The following is a 21,688-nucleotide window of genomic DNA, read 5'->3' on the forward strand; positions in this document are numbered from 1 at the left end:
GCCCCCAGCCCCCATCCCCTCGCACACCGTCATCAACGCGCGAGGCCAGGGTGAGCGACTCTCCGCGCAGCAATTCCACCTCGTCCTCCTCGACACCGAGCGCGCCGGCACCGTCTTCCCGCTCGCCAACGAAGCGCTGCGCGTCGGCAAGGCGGCCGACAACGACGTCGTCATCGACCACCCCACGGTGAGCCGCAACCACCTGGTGGTGCGCCGCCAGGGTGACCGCTTTCTCGTCCAGGACCTGGGCTCCACCAACGGCACCTTCCTGGACGGCGCCCAGGTGCGCGAGGCGTACCTGCGGCCCGGCGCGCTGCTCGAGGTGGGCGATGTCCGCCTGCGCTTCAGCCCCCAGCTGGCCCCCGTGCAGGTGGAGCCCACGCTGGAGGACCGGCTGGGAGATCTGGTGGGCCGCAGCCTGCCGATGCGGCAGATCTTCGCCCTGCTCCAGAGAATCGCCCCCACGGACTCGACGCTGCTGCTGGTGGGCGAGACGGGCTCCGGCAAGGGCGCCGCCGCCAAGGCCATCCACAAGTTGAGCCCCCGCGCGCCCGGGCCGCTCGTCGTCTTCGACTGCGCCAGCGTCTCCGATTCCCTCATCGAGAGCGAGCTGTTCGGCCACGAGAAGGGCGCGTTCACCGGCGCCGTCAGCCAGCGCATCGGCTGTCTGGAGCGCGCCAACGGCGGCACGCTGTTCCTCGACGAGATCGACGACCTGGCGCTGGACCTCCAGCCCAAGCTGTTGCGCGCGATTGAGGACCGCGAGTTCCGTCGGCTCGGCGCCTCCACGCCCATCTCGTTCGACGCGCGCATCGTCGTCGCGAGCAAGAAGGACCTCTGGGCCGAGACGCAGGCGGGCCGCTTCCGCGAGGACCTCTACTTCCGCCTCTCCGTGTTCACCGTCAGCCTGCCACCCTTGAGAGACCGCAAGGAGGACATCCCACTGCTGGTGGATGCCTTCGCGGGCGAGGGCCTGTGGCTGCGGCTGCCGGAGAAGATTCGCGAGCAGTTCAACGGACACACCTGGCCGGGCAACGTGCGCGAGCTGCGCAACGCGCTCGAGCGCGCGCGGCACATGGTGGACATCCCGGAGCTGGCCGGGGACGCGCTGCTGCGCGAGTTCACCCGCGAGGCCCCCGCCCCCGCCGGCGACTTCCTGCCCGCCGAGTTCACCGGCCCGTTCAAGGTGTGCAAGGACGAGCTCATCCGCGCCTTCGAGCGCGAGTACCTCACGCGCCTGTTGGGCCGAGCCAAGGGCAACATCGCCCGCGCCGCTCGCGAGGCGGAGCTGGACCGCAAGCACCTCTACTCGCTGCTGCACAAGTACGGGCTGGTGCAGAGCGAGGGCGACTGACCTCGTCACCGGGCCGGAGCACACGCGGCGTCGAGCAGCTCCGGCCGGTACTCGAAGTGCATCGTGTCGTAGTGGTACCAGCGGCCTCCCCAGATGAAGCCCTCCGCCTCGAACGCGTCCACGAGGGCCTGGGGGATGGAGTTGCGCCAGCGCACGGGATTGCGGGGCTTCTGCCATTCCCAGTAGTGCGAGCGCGCGACGTTGAGGTCGATGGAGACGCCGTACGCGTGGGCGCTGCGTCGGTTCGTGTTGGCGATGTTGCGCCAGACGAAGGTGCCGCCCACGCCCTGGAGATAGGGCTTGAGCGAGGCCTCCTTCGCCACGAGTGACGCCAGCCGGACGCTGACGCGCTCGAAGGCGGGCGCCACCTTGCGGTTCACCTTCAAGCGCTGGCCCAGGAAGTCGATGGGGATGACGTCCACCTGCTCCCGGGCAGCGCCGTAGGTGGCCTCGAACAGCGGCTCGAAGCGGATGCGCCCGGGGTCCTCGTCCTCGCGGGTCACCGGGGTGATGGGCCCCTTTCGATAGGGAATGGACAGCGTGTCCTCCAGGTCCGGTGCCTCCAGCTTGCGGGCGAACGACTTCGTCTGTCCGTCGTCGAACGGGAAGGAGCGCCCGTCGGGCAGCGAGAAGCCCCAGCCGGAGTCGAGCCGCACGGGCGTCACCGCCGGATACCACCGGGCCAGACACACGAGCGCGGCGGGTGGCGCTTCGGCCTCACGGGGCTGTGCGCGCGTCCCGGCGTCGACGGGCTCGGCGGCGTGCACCGGCAGGGACAGGAGCCACGCGACGAAGGCTTTCGATGACAGACGCGGGGAAGGCATCCCCCGCATCCTCGCACCTCCGAGGGCTGGGAAGTGCTGTCCATCGGATGAAGCCGTGAACGCGGTGTGCCGGGGAAATCCGACGTGGCATGGTGCGTCTGCCTTCGCAGTCCTTCCATCCCCCCAGGAGGGTTCACGATGAAGCGTCCGTCTCCCTGGCTCGCCGTGCTGTGCGCCGGTTTCATCTCGATGCACGCGACCGGGTGCTTCGGCAGTTTCAAGCTCACGCAGAAAATCTGGCAGTTCAACAAGAACATCTCGGGCGAGAAGTTCGTGCAGTGGCTGATGTTCCTCGTGCTCGTCATCGTGCCCGTGTACCAACTGGGCTCGCTCATCGACGCGCTCATCATCAACAGCATCGAGTTCTGGAGCGGCAACAACCCCGTGTCCAGCGTGGACGGCGAGGACGACGGCACCCGCGTGGTGCGCCTGAGCCCCACGGACGTGCTGCGCATGTCGCGCGACGCCCAGAGCGGCGTGATGCGGCTGGAACTGGAGCGCGAGGGCCAGGAGCCCGTCATCCGCCACTTCGAGCCGCTGGAGAACGGCATGGCGGTGCGCGACGACGCGGGCGCGCTGCTGGTCCGCGCGGAGGGCGCCGCGGACGGCACGGTGGCGGTGACGGACGCCGCGGGCCAGACGCTGACGGTGCACGCCAGCGAGGCCCTGGCGCTCGCGCGGCGCATCTACGAGGAGGGCGGCGCCACGGCGCTCGCCCGCCACACCGTGGACCAGGCCCGCGTGTCCCAGGGCCTCGCGCTCAACACCTGCGCGGCGCACTGACGGGGCTCCGCTCCGCGAGCAGCGCGCCCGGCGCCCCTCCCGCACGCTGACGGAGGGTTCGCGCCAGGCGCGGGCGCGGCGGCGGCTCTCCTCGGGGCCGACGCGCCGGCCCCGAGACGCGCGGAGGGTTCGCGCCCCTCGCGCGAGGCGACGCCCGAGCCTCCGGGCGTCGCCTCCGCCTCGGTCCTACGGAGGCGTACCCGCGTCGAGCGGCTCGCCCTCTTCCGGCCCGAAGCCCGCGTCGCGCGCCTCGGAGGAGAACGTCCCCTCCAGGCTGCGACCGGCGCCGTAGCCCTCGCCCTTCTTGAAGGACATGGAGAAGTCCCCGCGCGTCTGCTCGCCGGGGTTGCCTCCCGACTCCAGCTGCAGGTCCCCCTTCTCCACCGGCGCGAAGACACGTGCCGGCTCGCCCGCGTTGAGGTGCACCACCGTGGCGCGCGCCACGCCCGACGGCGTCGTGCCCGCCAGGTTCACCTTCGCGCCGGGCCGCAGGTCCAACCCCTCCGTGGACACGGTGAGCCGCACCACCAGGTCCACGTCCAGGTCGTTGTTGCGGAAGTAGCTCACCTGCAGCGCCTCCGCGTTGCGGAGGATCTCCACCCGCGACACCTCGAGCGGGAACAGCTCCGACACGCTGCCGGACAGCGAGTTGTCCGGACGCGCGCACGCGAGCATCCCCGCGCCCGAGACCACCCCCGAGAGCGTCAGCGCCGCGAGGGCGCGGACCGCGCTCCTCATTGCTCCACCGCCAGACGCAGGACACCCTTCTTGGACGGCGCCATCACCGGCAGGCGGTACAGCACCACGCGCTTGCCCGTGGACAGGTAGGCGAGCTTCGGGGACCACGCGCCGTCCTCGTCCACCACCGTCTCACGCCAGATGCCGCCGATGCGCGTGCTGATGAGGAGCCGGTCCTCCGTCGGGTTGCAGCCAGTGTCGTTGTTCCCCGACTCCGACGAGCAGAAGTAGTGCGCGATGGACGGCTCGTGGTGGATGGGGTCGAACGCGAGCGACGGATACCAGCCACCCGTGCCACGGCCGAACACCGGGTCCGGCGTGGACCACTCCCCCTTCGTGTTGCAGCTCGTCGCCGTGGGGCTCGGGCAGTCCATGTACAGCAGCACGTCGCCGCGCGACGAGGAGCCCCGGTTCTGCACGGCGATGCCGAAGCCCTGCTCCGGGTCGTACGCCATGCTCGGGCCGAGCTGCGTGTTGCCGATGCTCTCCGCCGTGGCGACCTCCACCGGGGCGCTCCACGCCACGCCATCCGCGGCGCGCCGCTGGAACACGATTCCGGCGCCCGTCGCCTGCGCGCCCTCCTTCACGTAGTCGTGCACCACCGCCGGCTGCGCGCCCGCCATGATGAGCCCGATGTGGCCGCCGTAGCCCGCCTTGGTGTCACCCGACGCCGCCACCATGCGGAACACCCAGCTCGACGGGGGACCGCCGCTCGCCAGCTCCAGGTCCGCCGACTCCCAGTCCTGTCGCCCGAAGTTGCCGTTGTGCCCGTCGCGGTACGCGATGAGCGCCTGGCTGCCCGAGAACACGATGGACGAGTTGAGCCCCACCAGGAAGCCCACGTCGCTCAGCGGGTTGTTGATGGCCGCCGCGTTGGAGTGGGTCGCGACGATGCTCTCGGTCCAGACTCCCGCCGCCGAGCGGTAGGAGACCGCCAGGTCGCTCTGCAGCCAGAAGGTGGAGTTGTCGCGTCCACCGCCCAGGTACGACACCGCCGGCTGGCCGTTCGGGCCGAAGGCCACCGACACGCCGTACACCCGCTGCACGGTGGCGATCTTCTCCACGGGCCCGAGCACGCCCGCGTCGAACTCGCGGTAGCGCAGGTCGTAGTTCGTCTCGCTCCCCGTCGCCGTCCCGTTGTTCACGAAGTACACCATGCCGATGCGGTCGTTCGGCCCCACCGCCATGGCGATGTTGGAGATGGGATTGAACTCACTCGCGTCCGCGTCCACCTCCAGCTTGGTGAAGGTCTCCGTCGTTCCCCCGCCGCCATCCGGCCGGCCCGCGTCCGGGTTGTCCGGCTTCGAGTCCTTGCCGCAGCCCATCGCCAGCGCCAATCCCAGTGCCCAGGCATGACGTCTCATCTTGGTCTCCTTGCGTTTCCGGCCGTGCACAACGTTGCGTCGCATCCTAGTTCACCCACGCACCCGAGGGAGCAGACGAGCACCGCGCATCCCGACACGCGCGAAGCACGCCCCGCTGGGTTACGCTTGCGCGCCTATGCCCCGTGCGCGTCCTGCTCGTCGGCGCCTGTCCCGGCGCTCCTTCATCCAGCGGCTGAGCTTCCTTGGCGGAGGCGTGGTGCTGCTGGGGCCCCTGGCCTGCAAGCGCTCCTCCGAGGAGCCCAAACCCGCCCAGGACACCGGCCCCCTGGGCACCACCCCCGGAGGGCAGCCGACGCACACCTTCTCCGCCTTCGAGTTCGCCGTCGTGGCCGCCGCCACCGAGCGCATCCTCCCCAGGGACGAGGACCCGGGCGCGCTCGACGCGGACGTGCCCGTCTACATCGACCGCATCCTCCAGACACCGGAGATGAAGCCCGTGCGCGACGACTTCATGACGGGGCTCTCCGCCCTGGAGCACCGCTCGCAGCGCATGTTCCAGAAGGGCTTCGCCGCGCTCACGCCCGCGCAGCAGGACGAGTTGCTCACGCTCTTCAAGGACAGCCCGCCCCCAAGCGGCGAGGCGCACTTCCTGGAGCTGCTCACCGTGCTCACGCTGGAGGGCTTCCTGGGAGACCCGTCCTACGGCGGCAACAAGGGCAAGGTGGGCTGGAGGCTGATGGGCTTCGACACGGTGGGCACCGTGGCGATGGCGCCCCCCGAGGGCTACGACGGCCCGAAGTGCCTGCGCGAGTGCGGGGTTCACAAGTGAGCCTGCCCCTGGTGGATGTCTGCATCATCGGCAGCGGCGCGGGCGGCGCGCCCATGGCGCTGGAGCTGGGCCGCGCGGGCTTCAAGGTGGTGGTGCTGGAGAAGGGTCCGCACTACCGGCCGCAGGACTTCGTCCACGACGAAATCCTCAACAGCCGCCGCAACTTCTTCATGCCGCTGCCCTGGGAGGAGCCGCACCTGGTCCGCAAGGGCGCGCAAGGGAAGTACGAGCGCAGCACCGCGGCGTGGACCGCCAACTGCGTGGGCGGGGGCACCGTGCACATGAGCGGCTTCTTCTACCGCCTCAAGCCGGTGGACTTCCGGCTGCGCACCACGCTGGGCGCGGTGCCGGGCAGCACGCTCGCCGACTGGCCCATCTCCTACGAGGAGCTGGCGCCCTTCTACGACAAGGCCGAGGCGGAGCTGGGTGTGTCCGGACAGGCCGTGCCCCACCCCTTCGCCGAACCGCGCAGCGGCCCCTTTCCGCTGCCCCCGCTGGACGTGCACCCGGTGGCGTCCGAAATCGACAAGGTCTGCCAGGCCATGGGCTGGCACTCGATTCCCACCGCGCGCGGCATCATCAGCCGCCCGTACAAGGGCCGCGCGCCGTGCGCGTACTGCGCGCTGTGCGGAAGCTACGGCTGCGAGATGGGCGCCAAGAGCGGCACCAACGCCAGCCTCATCCCCGCCGCCGTCGCCACCGGCAACGTCCAGGTGCGCCCCGGCTGCATGGCGCGCACGGTGGAGGTGGACAAGAAGGGGCGCGCGAAGAGCGTCGTCTACCTGGACGCGGACGGCGTGGCCCAGGAGCAGCCCGCCAAGGTCGTCGTCGTGTCCGCCACCGCGGTGGAGAGCGCGCGGCTCCTGCTCAACTCCACGTCCAGGCGCTTCACGCGGGGCCTGGCCAACGGCAACGGCCTGGTGGGGCGGAACCTCATCTTCAGCTCCTTCGGTGAGTCCCAGGCGACGTTCCGGCTGTCGAAGCAGGCGGAAAGGCGCCCGTGGCTGAAGGACCCTGGGCCCTTCGTCAACCGCAGCCTCCAGGACTTCTACCTGATGCCCGACGCGCGCTTCGGCTTCCGCAAGGGCGGCACCCTGGGCTTCATGTGGACGCACCCCAATCCCATCCACGCGGCGTCGGGGCTCGCGGGCAGCGGCGCGTCCGCCGTCTTCGGCAAGGAGCTCAAGGACCGCATGCGCGCGTACCGCGACTCGCGCATCCTGCTGTTCGAGGTCTACGCGGAGTACCTCCCCACGCAGGGCAGCTACGTGAGCGTGGAGGGCGACGTGAAGGACAAGCACGGCATCCCCGTGGCCGCCATCACCGTGGAGCGCCACCCCATGGACCTGGCGGCGACGCGCTTCCTGGTCGAGCGCGGCGAGGAGGTGCTCTTGCGGCTGGAGCCGGACTCGCTCGAGCGCAAGAGCGTCGCCGGCGAGACGACCATCCTCCAGCACGGCACCTGCCGCTTCGGCGACGACCCGGCCGAGTCCGTGCTGGACCGGAACTGCCGCGCGCACGAGGTGGACAACCTCTACGTCGTGGACGGCAGCTTCATGCCCACCGGCGGCAGCGTGCCCTCCACGCTGACCATCGCCGCCAACAGCTTCCGGGTGGCCAGCCACCTGGTGCGCACGCTGAAGCAAGGCGTCTCCTCCGGGGGCTAGCGATTGCGCAGGGGCGTCACGTCCACCTTCACGGCGTAGCGCGCCTGCATGTCGGACTCGAACTCGATGAGGTGGTCTCCCACGCCGGTGAGCTCCGCCTCGCGCGTGAAGACGCTGAACTTCTCCATCGAGTCGAGCACCGCGCGGCCGTCCGCCGCGGTCCGGATGCGCGCACGGCAGCCCTCCTCGTGGAAGATGACCACCGTCTCCTCGCCCGCCGCGGTGACCTCATCCAGGTAGAAGCTCACCTTGAGGTGAGACGCCTCCGGCACCTGGACGATGAACTGGCTGCGGCCGGGGAAGCGACCCTCCGAATAGCCTTCCTCTCCCAGGATGCAGCCGGCGACGCGGCCACACACGGGCCATGACTCATCACACACATCCTTCACACGCGGACCGATGAAGTCGTCACGAGTGTCTCCGCATCCCACCGCCAGCAACGTGAGCAGGAATGCACCGACGCCCTGGGCCTTACGACAGAACACTGTTACAACATTCATCATCATCGACCCTCTAGCGAGGAGTGAACGTCCATGCGACTGCACACCCCGTGGCTCCCCATTCTCTTCTTCTCACTCGCCGCCTGTGGTGAAGGCGCCGAGGAGCTCCCCAAGGCCCCGCAGCTCATCTCGGACCGCGACGAGATGGCTTTCGACCAGGAGTTCCGCTCCGGAACCTACGTCGGAACCACGGGCTTCAACTCCGTCCAGGTGAAGAACATGGGCGAGGATACGCTGGATGTCTCCAGCATCGCCCTCTCCGGCCCGAATGTCTTCACGATGAAGGTCTCCAAGGACGGCCAGGACCTCAATCCCCAGGAGGCCTTCCAGGTGAAGTCCAAGGAGCGCTTCTTCGTCGAGGTGGCGTTCCGCCCCCGCGAGGCCCAGCAGTATCAGGGCGCGCTGGTCATCAAGTCGAACGCGGCGAACCTCCCCGAGAAGAGCATCACGCTCAACGGGCTGGGCATCGCGCCTCCCTGAGACACGTTGGACGAAGCGATGACGGGCGGTCCTGACCGCCCCATCCACCCTGGCGCCGTGCGGTCGGCTGCCCGCCAGGGTTTGCGCCGCGAGGCCCTGCCCGCGGCCTCGCGCGAGCGCCCCCGTTGCAATGACTTGCATGCCGACCGCGCCAGCCCCCCGACAGCGGACACGTGAGTCGTTCCGGACGACCCCTTCATGGCCAGACACGGCTTGCTCGCGTGGGGGGAGACCTTGTCCCGGTGGGAGTCGCGCCCGCCGGACACGACGGCCCGGGAGCGCCCACCCGAAGGTGGGCCCCCGCCCCCCACGACGCTCAAGGCTGACGCGTGAAGACACAGCCACCACTCAGCGGAGCCACGCCGCCATCCGGGTCCGTGCCCGCATCCGCGGGTCCCGGGCACTGCGTGGTGACACCGCCATCCCGCGTATAGGATTGCGGGTAGTCCGCGTAGCCGGTGCGCAGCGTGTAGCCCACCTGCTCGTAGGAGTTGCGCTCGGACGCGGAGACATCCACGCGCATCTTCCCGCCGCGCACGAAGCGTCCCTCCAGGCAACCGCAGGCATACGGCGCCAGGGTGACGACGGTGGAGTTGGGCCGCTCCTCCAGCGTGTACAGCGGCTGCAGGGTGCTGACCGAAGCACCCGCCGGCGTGTGCCAGGCCCTCAGCGCATCCGAGCGGTAGCCCAGCGTGAGCCCCTGGTTGCGGCTGCCCGCGCGCACCACCGCGCAGTTCTCGATGCCCGCGTCCGGCGTCGCCGGGGCGTCGCCGTCACAGAACGTCAAATCCAGCGCGAGCCCGTGCGCGGTGCCACCGTCCGGTGACTTCGCCACCTCCCACTGCACCAGCCACGCGCGGTCCTCCGGCGCGGGCACGGCGGGAAGCGTGAACAGGTACGAGTCCACGTCGGACGGCACCGCGTCGTAGTCCATGGGGCCGCGCACGCCGCGGCCGTTCACCCGGTCATCACCGCTGCGCAGCCGGCCGTAGCCGTGGGACAGCCTGCCGGAGACGCTGTACTCCGCGGTGTCCGGCGGCGCGGGGAACGCGGTGGTGGAGGCCATGGCCTTGGTCACCACCTGCTCGACGCCGCCCGAGTAGCGCCCCTGCTCGTCCGCGTCCTCCTCGCGCCACGTCACCACCAGGTCGTAGTCCTTGTCGTCCGCCCAGCCCACGCCGTTGTCCTGGACGTTGAAGAGGTAGCGCTTCTCGCCGGTGAATGCCGGCACCGGGATGACGCCCCGGAAGTTGCTCAGGTTCACGAAGCGCGGGTTCTCCGACACCTCCTCGCGCAGCGAGTGCAGGCACATGGGCGCCGGCAAGTCCGTGCGCCGGCAGTAGTCCTGCACCAGCGGGGCGATGTCCGGGTTCTCCCCGTAGCCCTTGGGGCACTCGGTGCTGTCGTTGACGCACGCGGTGCGCCAGTCCTCGATGGTGGCGCCCTTGGACACCAGCGTGAAGACGAGCACCTGACGGTCCGGGATGTCCGGCAGCGGCGGGAAGCGGCCCCCCTCGCTCTTGGGGACCAGGTGGTAGTGCAGCCGCGTGGGCGCGGCGGTGGCGGGCAGCCTCACCTCGTACCAGTCCTCGTCGCCGATGTAGCCCAGGCGCCCCGTGAAGGTCGTCGTCGCGCCCGAGGGAATCGTCGTGGCCAGGTCCTGCGCCGGAGCGGTCAGCCCGCGCGCCAGCGCGTCCGCCACCTTGTCGTTGCCCACGACCACGCCGTCCACCACCCGCGAGTCCTGCGCGTCGGCCTCGTCCAGCACCCGGACGTCCACCTGATAGGCCTGCTGGATGTCACCCGACGCGGTGTCCCGGTCGCTGATGCCGCGGTAGCCGCGCACCACCAGCATCCACTTGCCGCCGTACTTCGCCTCCTTCACCTTGCGCGCCGTGGCCAGCACGCCGGGGCGCACGCTCGGGCGCACCTGGTCCTCGTCCTCCTTCTCCTCCTTCACGAGGAAGCCGGGACGCAAGAGCTGGTACGACAACCGCCAGTTGGGCACGAAGCCCTGGTCCGGCGCGGTGAGGCCCACGTAGAGGACCTTGCCCTGCGGCACGTCGAAGGTGAAGCGGTCCACGTCGTTGTCCGTGGCCAGGTAGCCGGTGGCCGTGCCCGTGAGCACCCCGCCCGCCGACGTCAGCGCCACCGGCGTCGCCGCCGCCATGGCGTCGTTGGGCTCGTTCATGTCCGGGTTCTCGGTGATTCGCACCGTCAGCCGGTAGGGGCTGCGCGCGTCGAACTTGGGCTGGGAGACGACGTCCGGCGAGTCCTGCACCAGCACCAGCAGCGTCTTGCCCGCCAGGTCCGCGCGCAGGGGCAGCACCATGTCCACCGGCTTGGGCGCGCCCTGGCCGTGCTTGTCGTCCTTCTTCGCGAGCGCCGCCTCCTTGCCGTCCGGCAGCGTCTCCAGCACGGTGAGCGACAGCTGCACCGCGGTGCTGGAGGCCACGTAGACGCCGTTGAGGTTGAGCAGCGTGCGCGCGGTGGTGTTGGCGGGCAGCACGATGCGGTACCAGTCCTGGTCGCCCTCGCGCTGCGGGCCCTCCTTGGCCAGGAAGCGCTCCAGCGTCTCCCCGGGCTTGAGCTCGCACTCGTCCAGCGACAGCGCCTCCTCGCGGCTGTTGCAGACATCCACCACCGCCACGGTGCCGGCGTCCTCCTGGTCATCACCCTTGGAGGAGCAGGCGGCGGCGAGGGCGAGCAGCGCGAGCGACAGCAGTCGGGCTTGGGTCTTCATGGCAGCGTCGTTTCTCACGGCGTCGGGAGGGTGACGTCGGGACGGCCAGGGCAGCCGTCGACGAAGTCCTCGGGATTCACGCGGATGATGCCGTCGGCGGGGGACTTGATGCCCCCCACCGGGTAGCGCACGTGGTTCACCCGGAAGGTGCGCACCTGCGTGCGCGCGGTCGGGTCGTCGGCGGGCACCATGGCCACCGACAAGGCGATGTCGTTGTAGCCGGCGCCCCGCACCACCACGCCCGCGTCGTCCGCGGAGGCGATGGTGGGCGCCAGCAGTACGTTGTCCACGCGCAGCGTGTAGCACTGCCGGCCCAGCTCGTCCGGAGGGCCGTCCGCCTCGAAGGAGTAGCGGTAGCCCTCCGCCGCCAGGTTCGCGGTGTCCACCACCAGCGGGCGGGTGTGCAGGCGCAGCTCGGCGCGGCTCGACAGCCCGTCGTTGTCCGGGTCCTCGTCCAGGTCGTCGCTGGCGCCCTGGGTGCCGCCGCGCCACTCGATGCCGTCGGGCACGCCGTCGCGGTCGCTGTCGGCCAGCGTTGCGTTGGTGCCGATGAACTGCTCGTCGCAGTCGAGCAGGCCGTCACAGTCCGAGTCCGACGCGCGCAGCAGCGGCGGGCAGCCCTTGTCCAGGCCACCGCCGTCCGGGTCCGCCACCTGCGTGGGGTCGAAGTCCACGCCGCGGTCTCGGAAGTACACCTCCACGCCGTCGCTGAAGCCGTCGCCGTCGGTGTCCACCCGGTTCGGGTCCGTGCCCAGCTCCCGCTCGCGCGCGTCCGTCAGCCCGTCCCCGTCCGTGTCCGCCTCGTCGAGGGGGCTGCCCGGCGGCGCCGAGAAGTTCGTCGCGATGACCTCCTTCACGATGAACGTGCGGCGCACCTGCCCGAAGCTGAAGTCCAGGAAGTTGATGGGCTCGTTGTTGCGGAAGTCGCGGAAGTTGCCGCCGCCCAGCGCCGCCATCTTCTCCAGCCGGTCCGAGTTCTGGTTGATGATGAGCAGCGGGCAGCCGCCGTCCCCCGACAAGTCACACACCGACGACACCGGCTGCGTGGGGTTGAAGACGTGCACGGTGTTGACGCGCACGTCCTCCACCAGGTCCCTCAGCTGCCGGATGCGCACCACCGCGTCACCCTGGAGCAGCTCGTCGTCCTGGTCCGTGGTGGGCCGACCATCGGACAGGAAGAGGACCGAGTAGCGCGCCTGGGCCAGCGCCTGCGCCCCGCCCGGCTCCAGCCGGCTGCGCGCGATGTCCGTGTTGATGAGCGAGTAGATGTCCGACAGCGGCTTGACGAAGTCCGTCGAGTCCCGGTTCGGGGAGTTGTCCGGGTTGCGGAAGGTGAGCAGCTGCTCGGTGAGCTGGCGCATCCGCGCGTCGTCGAAGCTGGCCACCTGCACGAAGCCATCCTGCGGCGGATTGCCCGGCGTCTGGGTGAGGAACGCCGTGGTGCTGCCGGCGAAGAGCACCACCGCCAGGTGGACCTCCGGGTCCCTGGGCAGGTTCTCGATGAGCTCCACCAGTGCGGTGGCGCGGGTGCCATCCGGGTCGCTGACGCGCATGGACTGCGAGGCGTCCATGGCGACCACCAGCTTGATGGGCCGCACCACCTCGTTGGAGCCCGTGCTGCAGAAGCGGCCCTGGATGGACACCGAGCGGTCCACGGGGACTTCCACGTCGCGGCGCGGGTCATACAGATACGAATCGGTGCAGGCCACCGTCACCGCCACCGCGACCACCAGCCCCGCCAGGATACGTGCGGCCACACTCACGGAAGCAGACCTCCTTGCTGGCCCGAGGGCGGCGCGCCCACGCACCGGCCCTGGTTGTCCCAGGGATTGCTCAATTCCGTGGGCACCATGAAGTTGTCGTTCGTCAACGTCAGCTCCGGCCCCACCGGCACGCGCACGCTGGGCGGCGAGTACTGGGACCACGCGCAGGCCGCGCGCCACACGCCGTAGTCGGTGGCCACGCCGCTCTCCGGCGCCTCCGCGAACCACAGCTTGAACAGGTTGAAGCCCTGCTTGGTGCCCGGCCGGTCCGGCGTGGCGACCATCTGGAGGTTCGAGACGGTGTAGTCGTAGCAGATGCTCCCGTTGGGGAGGACCTCGGCGATGCGCGTCTCGTACTGGAAGCCGTTCTTCTCGAAGAAGGCCCTGTCGCGCCGCGTGGGGTCCGTGCCCGCGCGCAGCTCCACCTCGTCCGGCAGGCCGTCACCGTCCGTGTCCAGCCCCGCCACGCTGGGCTCCAGCGGGTTCAGGCCCCAGCGCGCCTCGATGCTGTCGGGGATGCCGTCGCCGTCGCTGTCGACGATGGTCTCGCGCGTGCGCAGGTAGGCCTCCGCGAACTGGGAGAGCCCGTCGCCGTCCGTGTCGCGGCACGTGCAGCGTGGCGTCAGCGGCGAGTCCGGGTTGCAGCCGCGCGCATCCAGGTCGTTGGCGGCCCTGAAGCCCTGGTCCTCGCGGCGGTGCTCGAAGCCGTCGTCCAGGCAGTCGCGGTCGCTGTCGGCGGTGAAGGGGTGGGTCTTGAGCGTGAAGGAGTTGTCCACGTCGTCCGGCACGCCGTCACCGTCGCTGTCGATGACGCGGCCGTCCAGGCCGGGCGCGGAGCTCAGCGGCTCCACCAGCAGCGTCTTCATCACGTTGCGCGACGCGAAGGACGAGTAGTCCAGCGCGCCCAGGCCCAGGTTGGAGATCTCCGCCGTGTCGTTGAACTCCTGGTAGACGCCGTTGCCCATCTCCGCGAAGCGCTTGAGCAGCCAGGAGGCGATCTTCTTGGCGGCCTCCGGGTACTGGGCCTGCGGCACGCCGGGGTAGATGCCGTAGATCTCCTGGCAGATGGGGCCGCACGCGCGCACCGCCTCCTGGTTGAAGAGCAGCACCGTGTGCATGCGCACGTCACCGACGTTGTACTGGTCCTTCAGCTCCATCAGCCGGCGCACGTAGCTGAAGAGCTGGTAGTTCTGGTTGCGGTCCGTGCCGATTTCGAACCCGTCGATCTGGTCCGTGGTGTTCGTGGCGTTGCAGAAGCTCACGATGGAGTCCGCCCACGTCAGGTCCGGGTTGTCCGGATTGGCGTACACGCTGAGGTTGTCGGTGGCCGAGCAGCGCGGGTATGGCGTGCCGTCCGTGAGGAAGACGACGACGTAGCGGGTGCGCGGCAGCACCTCCGGGTTGGACAGGGCCACGGCGTTGATGTCGCTGGCGATGAGGCTGTACGCGTACGACAGCGCGCCCTGGTAGTCGGTGCCCTTGCCCAGCTGGCTCTGCAGACCGTCGATGTAGCTGTCGATGTTGGTGTCGGGCCGGGCGAAGCGGTTGCCCGTCGTGGCCGGCGGCCAGACGTTGCGCACGTTCGTCTCGAAGGGGGCCACGGACACCTGCACGTTGCCGCCCGCCGCGTTGACCTGACGGAACTGGTTCACCAGGCGCTTGAGGGCCCGCACGCGCGCGGGCTCGGTGACGCCCGGCGGGATGATGGCCTGCACCTCGGCGCGCTGACAGAAGCCGCTGTCGGTCTGCGCGCCCGGCGGGTCACTGATGCACATGCTGCCCGACTCGTCGATGACCACCACCACCTTCACCGGGAAGCCGGAGGGGTTGGGCGGGCGCGTGCACACGCGCCCCTGGAGCATCACGCGGTCATCGACGTGGGTCTGCTGCTCCGTCCGGGGCTCCAACATGGAGTCGGTACAGGACAACAGCCCCGTGGCCAGGAGGCCCGCCATCAGCAGCGGGAGTCGGACAAGGCGACGCATGCGGTACGACCTCCTGGCGAGGGGGACGACGAGATTACTGCTCGCTGCGACGACGGCGCATCAGCATGCGCAGCAGCGCGGCGCCCAGCGCGGTGGCGCTGAAGCCGGCGGGGACGGAGCTGCAGTTGCCGCCCTCGCCGTCACCCTCACCCACCGTCAGCACGAGGGTGCTGGTGGAGACGCGCTGCTCGGGGAAGACGCGGTCGGCGAAGGCCAGGCGGGCCTCCACGGTCAGCTCGTACGTGCCCTCGGTGTCGGGCACGAAGTTGGGCACGCTGCCGTCCACGTACGAGTACTGCCAGTTGCGGCTGAGCGTCACCGCGCCCTGGGGGTTCTCCACCACGGCGTTGGAGCCCGAGGGGCGCTTGGTCACCGTCCAGCGGTACTCCATGGCCGCGCCGTTGCGGTTGGCGAACAGCGGCGGGCGCAGCGACTCACCGGAGCGGGAGAGCTTCATGGTGCCGCCGGCGCTGACCGCGAAGGCCTTCTTCGGGTCCAGGCAGTTCTGCTTCTGCGTGGGGTCCACCACGACGCAGAAGAGGATGTCGCACGCGTCTCCGTCGCCATCGCCGTCGCTGTCCGCCTGGTCGCGGTTCGCCACGTCCTTGCAGTTGTCGGCGTCATCGAGGACGCCGTCGTCGTCGTCGTCCGGGTCGCACGCGTCACCCACGCCGTCGTTGTCCCTGTCGGTCTGCTCGGGGTTGGCGAGCCCGGGGCAGTTGTCGCTGCTGTCGGCGATGTTGTCGCCGTCCGCGTCCACGCGGCACTGGCTGCCGTCCGCCGGCATCACCTGGTCGGGGTTGGCGACGCGCGGGCAGTTGTCCGTGCCGTCCGCCACGCCGTCGTTGTCGTCGTCCGCGTCGCAGACGTCACCCTGCGCGTCACCGTCCAGGTTGGCCTGGTCCTGGTTGGGAATCAGCGGGCAGTTGTCCTGCTCGTTGGCGATGCCGTCGTTGTCGCGGTCCGGGTCGCAGTCGTCGCCGATGCCGTCACCGTCGGCGTCGCGCTGCTGGAAGTTGGAGAGCGTCGCGCAGTTGTCGCAGACGTTGCCCACGCCATCGCCGTCGCTGTCCGCCTGGTCGCGGTTGGACGCGAACGGGCAGTTGTCCCGGTCATCCGCGCGGCCGTCGCCATCCGCGTCGTCCGTGTAGGCCAGCGTGTCGCCGTCGTCCGTGTAGTTCACCCACACCGAGCCGCCGCACCCGCACCCGCACCCGCCGCCCTCCTCCTGGGGCTTGCCGCAGCTGTCGCCGAGACACTCCGGGTTGTCGGGATTGTCGTTGGACTGCGCCTGGGCAAGACCGGGGCTCACGACCAGCATTGCCCCGAGCATCAGCACCGGAGCGAATCGAACGCGTGACATGGTGACTCCTTTCAGCCCCGAGTCCTTAGCAAGAGCCGATCCGCTCCCCGTCGTGAATCAAACATCCGTGATTCCAGAGGGTTGCGCATGGAGTGAGGGGGACTGGGCGGAGGAGTGTGGGGGGCACTCCCCAGCCCGGGCGAGGGGAAGACCCCACACCCACGGGTGGATCAGGTTCCGAGGATGAAGGCCTCGGGGTCCAACAGGAGGGTACCGGAGGGGGTGCGTCCCTCCTTCTCGTCGTACTGGATGCTCTGGATGAGCAGCGAGCCGATGCCGGCGCCGCGCGGGTCGTTGTCCCGGCCGGCCTGGAGGTACAGGTAGATTTCGTTGGTGCCCGCGGGGATGGTTTCGCCCGGCACGAGCGGGTGGGGCCGCGCCAGCGTGCGCACCAGGGTGATGTTCTCCACGCGCGAGTCGTAGCAGGTGCGCCCGTCCACGGTGGGCTCGGACTCCACCAGGTCGTAGCCGTAGGCGCGCTCGCGGTGGAAGTCGAGGTCGGCGCTCAGCGGGTCTCCATGCGCCTCGATTTCGGCGACGTTGGTGATGCCGTCGCGGTCCGAGTCGAGCAGGTCCTCGGGCACCAGCGGGTTGGTCTGCGACAGCACCTCCACCAGGTCCGGAATCGTGTCGCCGTCGCTGTCGCCGATGCAGGGGTTGGTGCCCAGCACGCGCTCCTCACAGGTGTTGAGCCGATCTCCATCCTCGTCGAGCGACAGGTTGCAGCCGTTGATGATGTCGGGGACGAGCGGGTCCAGCCCGACGCGGACCTCGATGCCGTCCATCAGCCCGTCCTGGTCCGAGTCGACCACCGTGGGGTCCGTGCCCAGGGCGACCTCGTCCACGTCCGGCAGGCCGTCTCCGTCGCTGTCGACGAGCACCTGGCCGGCGCGCACCACCACGTTGCGGTTGAAGGCGAGGAAGCGCTTGAGCTTGAGGGTGTTGGTGCGCGCGGCGTACTGGATGCCGGAGAGCGTGGGGGACAGGCCCGCCGCGTCCGTCTCCACCGCCTGGGTGCCGCCCGCGTGGGCGATGGCCGCCACGTGCGCGCGGGTGCTGGGGTCCGCCACGTCGCGCACGTAGATGGGCTGCACCACCACCTCGCCCGCGCCGTACTGCTGGGCCAGGGCCTTGATTTCGCCGGTGACGGCGGTGAGCTCACACTGGCTGCAGGCGACCTTGTCCGTCAGCGCGTTGCACGTGGCGTCCAGGCCGATGTTGAAGGCCGGGTTGGCGCAACTGGTGTCCTGGCTGCGCACGACGACGACGACGACGTAGCGCGTGCGGGCCACCTCGCCGCGACACGAGGTCTGCATGTCACCGGCGAGCAGCGTCTTGGCCAGCCGCAGCGAGGAGCGCACGCTGACGGGGCCCGTCTCCTGGTAGGTGGCGAAGCGCGGCAGCGCGGCCTGGAACTCCGCCGCGTCGGAGAAGCCGCCCAGGATGCCGGTGGCCACCGAGTGGTATGCCACCAGGCCGAACTTCACGAACGGGCCGGAGAAGCGGCTGGAGAGCGTGGCGAGGCCGTCGGTGGCGTAGCCCACGATTTCCGTCTCGACGCCCTCGCCGCCCTGCAGCGCGAAGAGGACCTTGGTGGGGAACGCCTCGCCGCCGGCGAGTGGCACGCAGACCTTGCCGGAGAAGTTGGCGCGGTCTCCGCGATTGGCCCCACGCCCGTCGATGGCGTACAGGCCCGCGTCGGAGCAGGACAGGAGCAGAATCGGAAGCAGCAGCCACGCGGAGCGCGGAAGGGGGCGCATCGGATGGATTGTAGACCGCAGCCCCCCACGACAACGCAAGCGGCAGCCGCGTCCGCGACGAAATCTCCTCGCGCTCGCACACAGCGATGGCGGTGATTTCGCCCCGCCACGGAACCTGGACGCGCCAGGTTCGGCCTCGCGCTCACAATGTGAGCAGGAAGGCGAGCACGTCATCCCGCTCCTGGGGACTGAACGCGCGCGCGTCTCCATGGGCGGGGCCCGACATCTCCAGCACCTTCCTCAAGGGGAAGCGCGTGTCGACCACCAGGCGGCCCTCCTTCGCGGCGTAGCCCGCCGAGGCGCTGGTGAGCAGCGGCCACACATCCCACGTGCCCACCAGGGAGGGAGGCGCCGCGCCCACCACCAGCTCCTGCTGCTCCAGCCGCAAGGGCAGCGCCACCGGCGTGCCCACGTCCAGGTACTGGCCGCGCGTCGCCGCGTCCTGGTCCAGCGTGTAGAGGGGCGCGGGGTGGCAGGCGACGCAGCCGCCCTTGCCCTCGAACAGCGCGCGGCCCCGCGCCGGGTGCCCCACGGCGCCGTCGGGGAGCGTCACCGTCGGCGGCGGCGCGCCGTCCTCGCCGCGGTACGGATTGGGCGGCGTGGCAATCAATGACGTGAAGAGCGTGAGCGCCTCCACCTCCGAGGGTGACGGGTCCGGGTTGTGGAAGCGGTTGCGCGCGCCGACGAAGCTCGCCGTCTCCGCGAGGCTGTGCTGGCTCGCCGGCGTGAAGAAGGGCGGCGTGTCGCGGCTGCCCTGCACGGTGGGCGAGCGGTAGATGCGCACGGGATGCTTCTTCGCGTAGAAGAGCCCGCCGGTGTGGCCCTCGATGTGGCACCCGTCGCAGGTGATGCCCGAGCGCCCCAGGTCCGCCGAGTAGAGGACCTGTCCCTGCCGACGCTTGGCCTGATGCCGCAGCGCCACCACGGGCAGCCGCCGCGCCACCACCGCCCCGCCCTTGCGCGCCTCGCGCACGTCCACCACCGCCACCTCGCGGGTGAAGCGGTTGAGCACGTGGAGCTGTCCGCCGTCCGGGGACAGCACCAGCGAGCGCGGCCCCGAGTGCAGCTCCGGGCCCGCGCGGCCCTTGACGGAGAAGTCCTCCGCGGGGCGCACCAGCGGCGTGCCCTCCGGCGGCGCCAGCGCCAGCTCCTGCAACACCGCGCCGCGCGCCACCCGGTCGTCGTTGGACACCAGCGCCCGCGCGTCGAGCACGCGCACCTGGCCCAGCGCCACGTCCGCCGCGTAGAGCAGCCCCGCCGCGTCATCCAGCGCCAGCCCCTCCGTCATGCCCACGCCGAAGCCCCGGTGGCGCACGAAGTCGCCCGTGGCCGGGTCGATGACGGACACGCCGCTGCTGCCGTGCACCTCCTTGCGCTGGGGCATGGGGCCCACGTTCGGCCCCAGGCTCCCCATGAACAGCCGCCCCAGCCGGGCGCTGGCCACCAGGGAGCGCGGCGCGTGGCCGCCCATCACCTGCGCGCGGAAGGGCTCCGTGCGTCCGCCGACGATGGCCACGCCCGGCCCCGGCACCACGGTGAACACGGGCGTGCCGTCCCGCAGCCGCAGCAGCTCCACCTGCCCTGTCTGGAGGCTGCCCACCGCGAGCACGTCGCGCCACCGCGCCAGCGCGCGCGGGTTGGGGTCCACCGGCGCCGCCCACTGCTCGCGTCCGTCCTCGAGCGACACCGCCCGCACCGTGTCGCGCACCTGCTCGGCGATGTAGGCCACGCCCCGCGCGCCATCCACCTCCAGCCCCGAGGCCCCCAGCGGTGCGGGCCACACCCGCGGCGCGCCGCGCGCCTCCAGCGCATACACCCACAGCTCCGGCTGGAAGCGGTGCACCACGCCCAGGAAGGCCTTGCCGCTCGCGTCCTCCCACGTGGCCAGCGCGGACGGCCCGTCCCCCACGTAGAGCGTCTCCACGCGGCCCGAGTCCACGTCCAGCGCGTACACCGTGTCCGTGGGCGGTGAGACGAGGAACAGCGTCCGCCCATCAGGCGAGGCCACCATGCCCGTCAGGTCCGGGAACGCGGTGTCGTTCACCACCGTGAGCGCGTCCTGTCCCTCGCAGCAGTCCGCCTGGTCCGACACCAGCCGCGCCTCCACCACGACCTGGGGCGCGTCCTCGGGCAGCTTCAGCCCGGCGGGCAGCCGCGCGAAGGCGTGGCGCGCGTCCACCACCTTCAGCGGCAGCTCCAGTGACAGCGGTGGACCCAGTGACAGTCGCAACCCGGTCACCAGTTGCTCGCCGTACACGGAGACCGGCTGGGAGGTCTCGTTGCTGGTGAGCCGGGGGCCCACGCCGGTGAGCCGGGGCCCGGCGGAGGTGGGTGGAGTGGGACCTTGTGCTCGCGGGGGCGGCTGCCCCCGAGGCTCCCGCGCGCTGAGCCGGTATCCGACGACACCCGCGGCGGACCAGAGCAGGACGCCCACGAACAGGAGACTCCATCTGCGCAGCGCGCTCGTCACGCGCACAGCATCTCTCATCCCTCGCGTCACCGCGATGATTCTCCGGGCGCTCGCCCGGTTGGACGGCGCCTCATCGGATGCGGAGCGGCACGCCACATTTCCAGTCGGCCGGCAACGCGAGACACGAGTCGTGGAGCACGCGCCCCACATGGGGTGGAGTGCCCCCCACACCTGTCGCACCACGCCTCGTGAATGGCCCTGGAGTGTGCGTTGACAGGTCCATACGCGCATCGCTTAACCTGTTGATGATGCGACGCTTCCTCCTCTGCATGGTCGTCGCCCAGCTCCTCGGCATCGGTACGCTGTTGAACCCGAGCGACGCATGGGCCCAGGGCCGCGGCCGGTCCGCGAAAACAGCGAAGGCCAAGAAGGCGGCGGGCAAGAAGTCCGGCCCCAAGGCTCCGCCCAAGATTGAAACCCGGGGCGCGCCGGTGACGGACCCGGTGACGGGCGAGTCGGACGCCACCGCGTCCGCGCCACCGCCGCAGCGAGGGCCCTCGCGCATCGACTTCGATGACCGGCTCATCCAGGGTCAGACGAACAAGTCGGGCGCGGTGTATCTGTATGACCGCAAGGAATTGAAGACCCGGTCGATGATCCGCGAGCGCGACAGCTTCCGCGCCGAGACGCTCGCCACGGTGTACGACCAGTAGGGCAGTACCGCCCACCCGCCCTTGAAGGGAGCGTCACCGTTGAGCGGCCAGCCCAGCGTCCTGCAAGTCGTCATCCTCCGCGACGGACTCCTCGTTGGGACGGAAGTGTTCGTCCCCGGCACGTATGCGCTCGGGTCGGACCCGGCGTCGGACCTGCGCCTGGATGACCCGGCCGTGGAGCCGCGTCACGCGCTGCTCTACTTCCAGAACGGTCGCGCGGCCATCCAGGACGCGGGCACCGCCACGGGCCTGTTCGTCAACGGCCACCGCGTCACCGCGTGTGAGATCCGCTCGGTGGACGAGGTGCTGTGCGGCCCCTTCGTCCTCAAGACGCGCGTGCTCGCGCAGCGCCCGCAGGAGGCAAAGCCCCAGCCTCCGCCGGAGGTCGCCGCGCTGTTGGGCGCGCCGCAGCCCGCCCCGCCCCAGCCGCCCGCGCCGCAGCCCGCGCCCG

Annotated in this window: 17 protein-coding genes; 7 read left to right on the forward strand and 10 right to left on the reverse strand. The window is 70.5% G+C overall.

Going from position 1 to position 21,688, the window contains the following annotated elements:
• Positions 1-1,354: sigma 54-interacting transcriptional regulator (locus FL311_RS25305; protein WP_141328773.1), on the forward strand; the 1,354-nt coding region annotated here is incomplete at its 5' end.
• A gap of 5 nt (positions 1,355-1,359) precedes the next feature.
• Here FL311_RS25305 and FL311_RS25310 read toward each other — a convergent pair.
• Positions 1,360-2,178: a M15 family metallopeptidase gene (locus FL311_RS25310; RefSeq protein WP_228557065.1), complete on the reverse strand. Its 819-nt coding sequence runs from the start codon at positions 2,176-2,178 to the stop codon at positions 1,360-1,362.
• 138 nt (positions 2,179-2,316) lie between these two features.
• Here FL311_RS25310 and FL311_RS25315 point away from each other — a divergent pair, with 138 nt between their 5' ends.
• Positions 2,317-2,961 carry a DUF3332 domain-containing protein gene (locus FL311_RS25315; RefSeq protein ID WP_141328777.1) on the forward strand — a complete coding sequence of 215 codons (645 nt, stop codon included), beginning with the start codon at positions 2,317-2,319 and terminating at the stop codon, positions 2,959-2,961.
• 186 nt (positions 2,962-3,147) lie between these two features.
• Here FL311_RS25315 and FL311_RS25320 read toward each other — a convergent pair whose 3' ends face one another.
• Together FL311_RS25320 and FL311_RS25325 are read right to left on the reverse strand one after the other, a co-directional pair.
• A complete protein-coding gene (locus tag FL311_RS25320) occupies positions 3,148-3,699 on the reverse strand; it encodes a hypothetical protein (RefSeq protein ID WP_141328779.1) in 552 nt (183 codons plus the stop codon).
• Entirely contained in the window at positions 3,696-5,063 is a 1,368-nt protein-coding gene (locus tag FL311_RS25325) for a hypothetical protein (RefSeq protein ID WP_141328781.1), read from the reverse strand. The genes FL311_RS25320 and FL311_RS25325 overlap by 4 nt, the downstream gene beginning before the upstream one ends.
• Before the next feature lie 136 nt (positions 5,064-5,199).
• Between FL311_RS25325 and FL311_RS25330 the strand changes: the two genes are divergently transcribed.
• The gene (locus FL311_RS25330) at positions 5,200-5,853 is read left to right on the forward strand and encodes a gluconate 2-dehydrogenase subunit 3 family protein (protein ID WP_141328783.1); all 654 of its coding nucleotides are present in this window, start codon (positions 5,200-5,202) and stop codon (positions 5,851-5,853) included.
• The gene (locus FL311_RS25335) at positions 5,850-7,520 is read left to right on the forward strand and encodes a GMC family oxidoreductase (RefSeq protein ID WP_141328785.1); all 1,671 of its coding nucleotides are present in this window, start codon (positions 5,850-5,852) and stop codon (positions 7,518-7,520) included. The genes FL311_RS25330 and FL311_RS25335 overlap by 4 nt, the downstream gene beginning before the upstream one ends.
• Here FL311_RS25335 and FL311_RS25340 read toward each other — a convergent pair.
• Positions 7,517-7,879: a hypothetical protein gene (locus FL311_RS25340; protein WP_228557066.1), complete on the reverse strand. Its 363-nt coding sequence runs from the start codon at positions 7,877-7,879 to the stop codon at positions 7,517-7,519. The two genes, FL311_RS25335 and FL311_RS25340, sit on opposite strands and share 4 nt — an antisense overlap.
• A gap of 174 nt (positions 7,880-8,053) precedes the next feature.
• Here FL311_RS25340 and FL311_RS25345 point away from each other — a divergent pair, with 174 nt between their 5' ends.
• Positions 8,054-8,500, forward strand: coding sequence for a hypothetical protein (locus FL311_RS25345; RefSeq protein ID WP_141328789.1), 447 nt, complete (start codon positions 8,054-8,056; stop codon positions 8,498-8,500).
• Between the two features lie 316 nt (positions 8,501-8,816).
• Here the strand turns inward: FL311_RS25345 and FL311_RS25350 are convergent, their stop codons facing one another.
• The 6 genes from FL311_RS25350 to FL311_RS25375 form a co-directional block, all read right to left on the reverse strand.
• On the reverse strand, positions 8,817-11,243 hold the full coding sequence (locus tag FL311_RS25350; RefSeq protein WP_194869360.1) for a hypothetical protein: 2,427 nt from the start codon (positions 11,241-11,243) through the stop codon (positions 8,817-8,819).
• Positions 11,244-11,257: 14 nt separating this feature from the next.
• Positions 11,258-13,006: a vWA domain-containing protein gene (locus FL311_RS25355; RefSeq protein WP_141328793.1), complete on the reverse strand. Its 1,749-nt coding sequence runs from the start codon at positions 13,004-13,006 to the stop codon at positions 11,258-11,260.
• Positions 13,003-14,991 carry a vWA domain-containing protein gene (locus FL311_RS25360; protein ID WP_141328795.1) on the reverse strand — a complete coding sequence of 663 codons (1,989 nt, stop codon included), beginning with the start codon at positions 14,989-14,991 and terminating at the stop codon, positions 13,003-13,005. Before FL311_RS25360 ends, FL311_RS25355 begins: the two co-directional genes overlap by 4 nt.
• A gap of 34 nt (positions 14,992-15,025) precedes the next feature.
• Complete coding sequence (locus FL311_RS25365; protein WP_141328797.1) at positions 15,026-16,354, reverse strand: thrombospondin type 3 repeat-containing protein; 1,329 nt, start codon at positions 16,352-16,354, stop codon at positions 15,026-15,028.
• A gap of 170 nt (positions 16,355-16,524) precedes the next feature.
• The gene (locus tag FL311_RS25370; RefSeq protein WP_194869361.1) at positions 16,525-18,114 is read right to left on the reverse strand and encodes a thrombospondin type 3 repeat-containing protein; all 1,590 of its coding nucleotides are present in this window, start codon (positions 18,112-18,114) and stop codon (positions 16,525-16,527) included.
• Between the two features lie 142 nt (positions 18,115-18,256).
• Positions 18,257-20,602 carry an MtsA protein gene (locus FL311_RS25375; RefSeq protein ID WP_141328799.1) on the reverse strand — a complete coding sequence of 782 codons (2,346 nt, stop codon included), beginning with the start codon at positions 20,600-20,602 and terminating at the stop codon, positions 18,257-18,259.
• Between the two features lie 227 nt (positions 20,603-20,829).
• Between FL311_RS25375 and FL311_RS25380 the strand changes: the two genes are divergently transcribed.
• A complete protein-coding gene (locus FL311_RS25380) occupies positions 20,830-21,237 on the forward strand; it encodes a hypothetical protein (RefSeq protein ID WP_228557067.1) in 408 nt (135 codons plus the stop codon).
• A 39-nt stretch (positions 21,238-21,276) separates the two neighbouring features.
• Positions 21,277-21,688 (forward strand): FHA domain-containing protein (locus FL311_RS25385; protein ID WP_141328801.1); only part of this gene is annotated, 412 nt, incomplete at its 3' end.

It is taken from the genome of Myxococcus sp. AB025B (genome assembly GCF_006518215.1).
Classification (GTDB): Bacteria; Myxococcota; Myxococcia; order Myxococcales; family Myxococcaceae; genus Myxococcus; species Myxococcus fulvus.

What these genes read in the sequence shown, in the direction of transcription:
- FL311_RS25310 (WP_228557065.1), bottom strand. Translation starts at nt 2,178, where the DNA reads ATGCCTTCCCCGCGTCTGTCATCGAAAGCCTTCGTCGCGTGGCTCCTG.
- FL311_RS25315 (WP_141328777.1), top strand. Translation starts at nt 2,317, where the DNA reads ATGAAGCGTCCGTCTCCCTGGCTCGCCGTGCTGTGCGCCGGTTTCATC.
- FL311_RS25320 (WP_141328779.1), bottom strand. Translation starts at nt 3,699, where the DNA reads ATGAGGAGCGCGGTCCGCGCCCTCGCGGCGCTGACGCTCTCGGGGGTG.
- FL311_RS25325 (WP_141328781.1), bottom strand. Translation starts at nt 5,063, where the DNA reads ATGAGACGTCATGCCTGGGCACTGGGATTGGCGCTGGCGATGGGCTGC.
- FL311_RS25330 (WP_141328783.1), top strand. Translation starts at nt 5,200, where the DNA reads ATGCCCCGTGCGCGTCCTGCTCGTCGGCGCCTGTCCCGGCGCTCCTTC.
- FL311_RS25345 (WP_141328789.1), top strand. Translation starts at nt 8,054, where the DNA reads ATGCGACTGCACACCCCGTGGCTCCCCATTCTCTTCTTCTCACTCGCC.
- FL311_RS25350 (WP_194869360.1), bottom strand. Translation starts at nt 11,243, where the DNA reads ATGAAGACCCAAGCCCGACTGCTGTCGCTCGCGCTGCTCGCCCTCGCC.
- FL311_RS25360 (WP_141328795.1), bottom strand. Translation starts at nt 14,991, where the DNA reads ATGCGTCGCCTTGTCCGACTCCCGCTGCTGATGGCGGGCCTCCTGGCC.
- FL311_RS25365 (WP_141328797.1), bottom strand. Translation starts at nt 16,354, where the DNA reads ATGTCACGCGTTCGATTCGCTCCGGTGCTGATGCTCGGGGCAATGCTG.
- FL311_RS25370 (WP_194869361.1), bottom strand. Translation starts at nt 18,114, where the DNA reads ATGCGCCCCCTTCCGCGCTCCGCGTGGCTGCTGCTTCCGATTCTGCTC.
- FL311_RS25375 (WP_141328799.1), bottom strand. Translation starts at nt 20,602, where the DNA reads ATGAGAGATGCTGTGCGCGTGACGAGCGCGCTGCGCAGATGGAGTCTC.
- FL311_RS25380 (WP_228557067.1), top strand. Translation starts at nt 20,830, where the DNA reads ATGATGCGACGCTTCCTCCTCTGCATGGTCGTCGCCCAGCTCCTCGGC.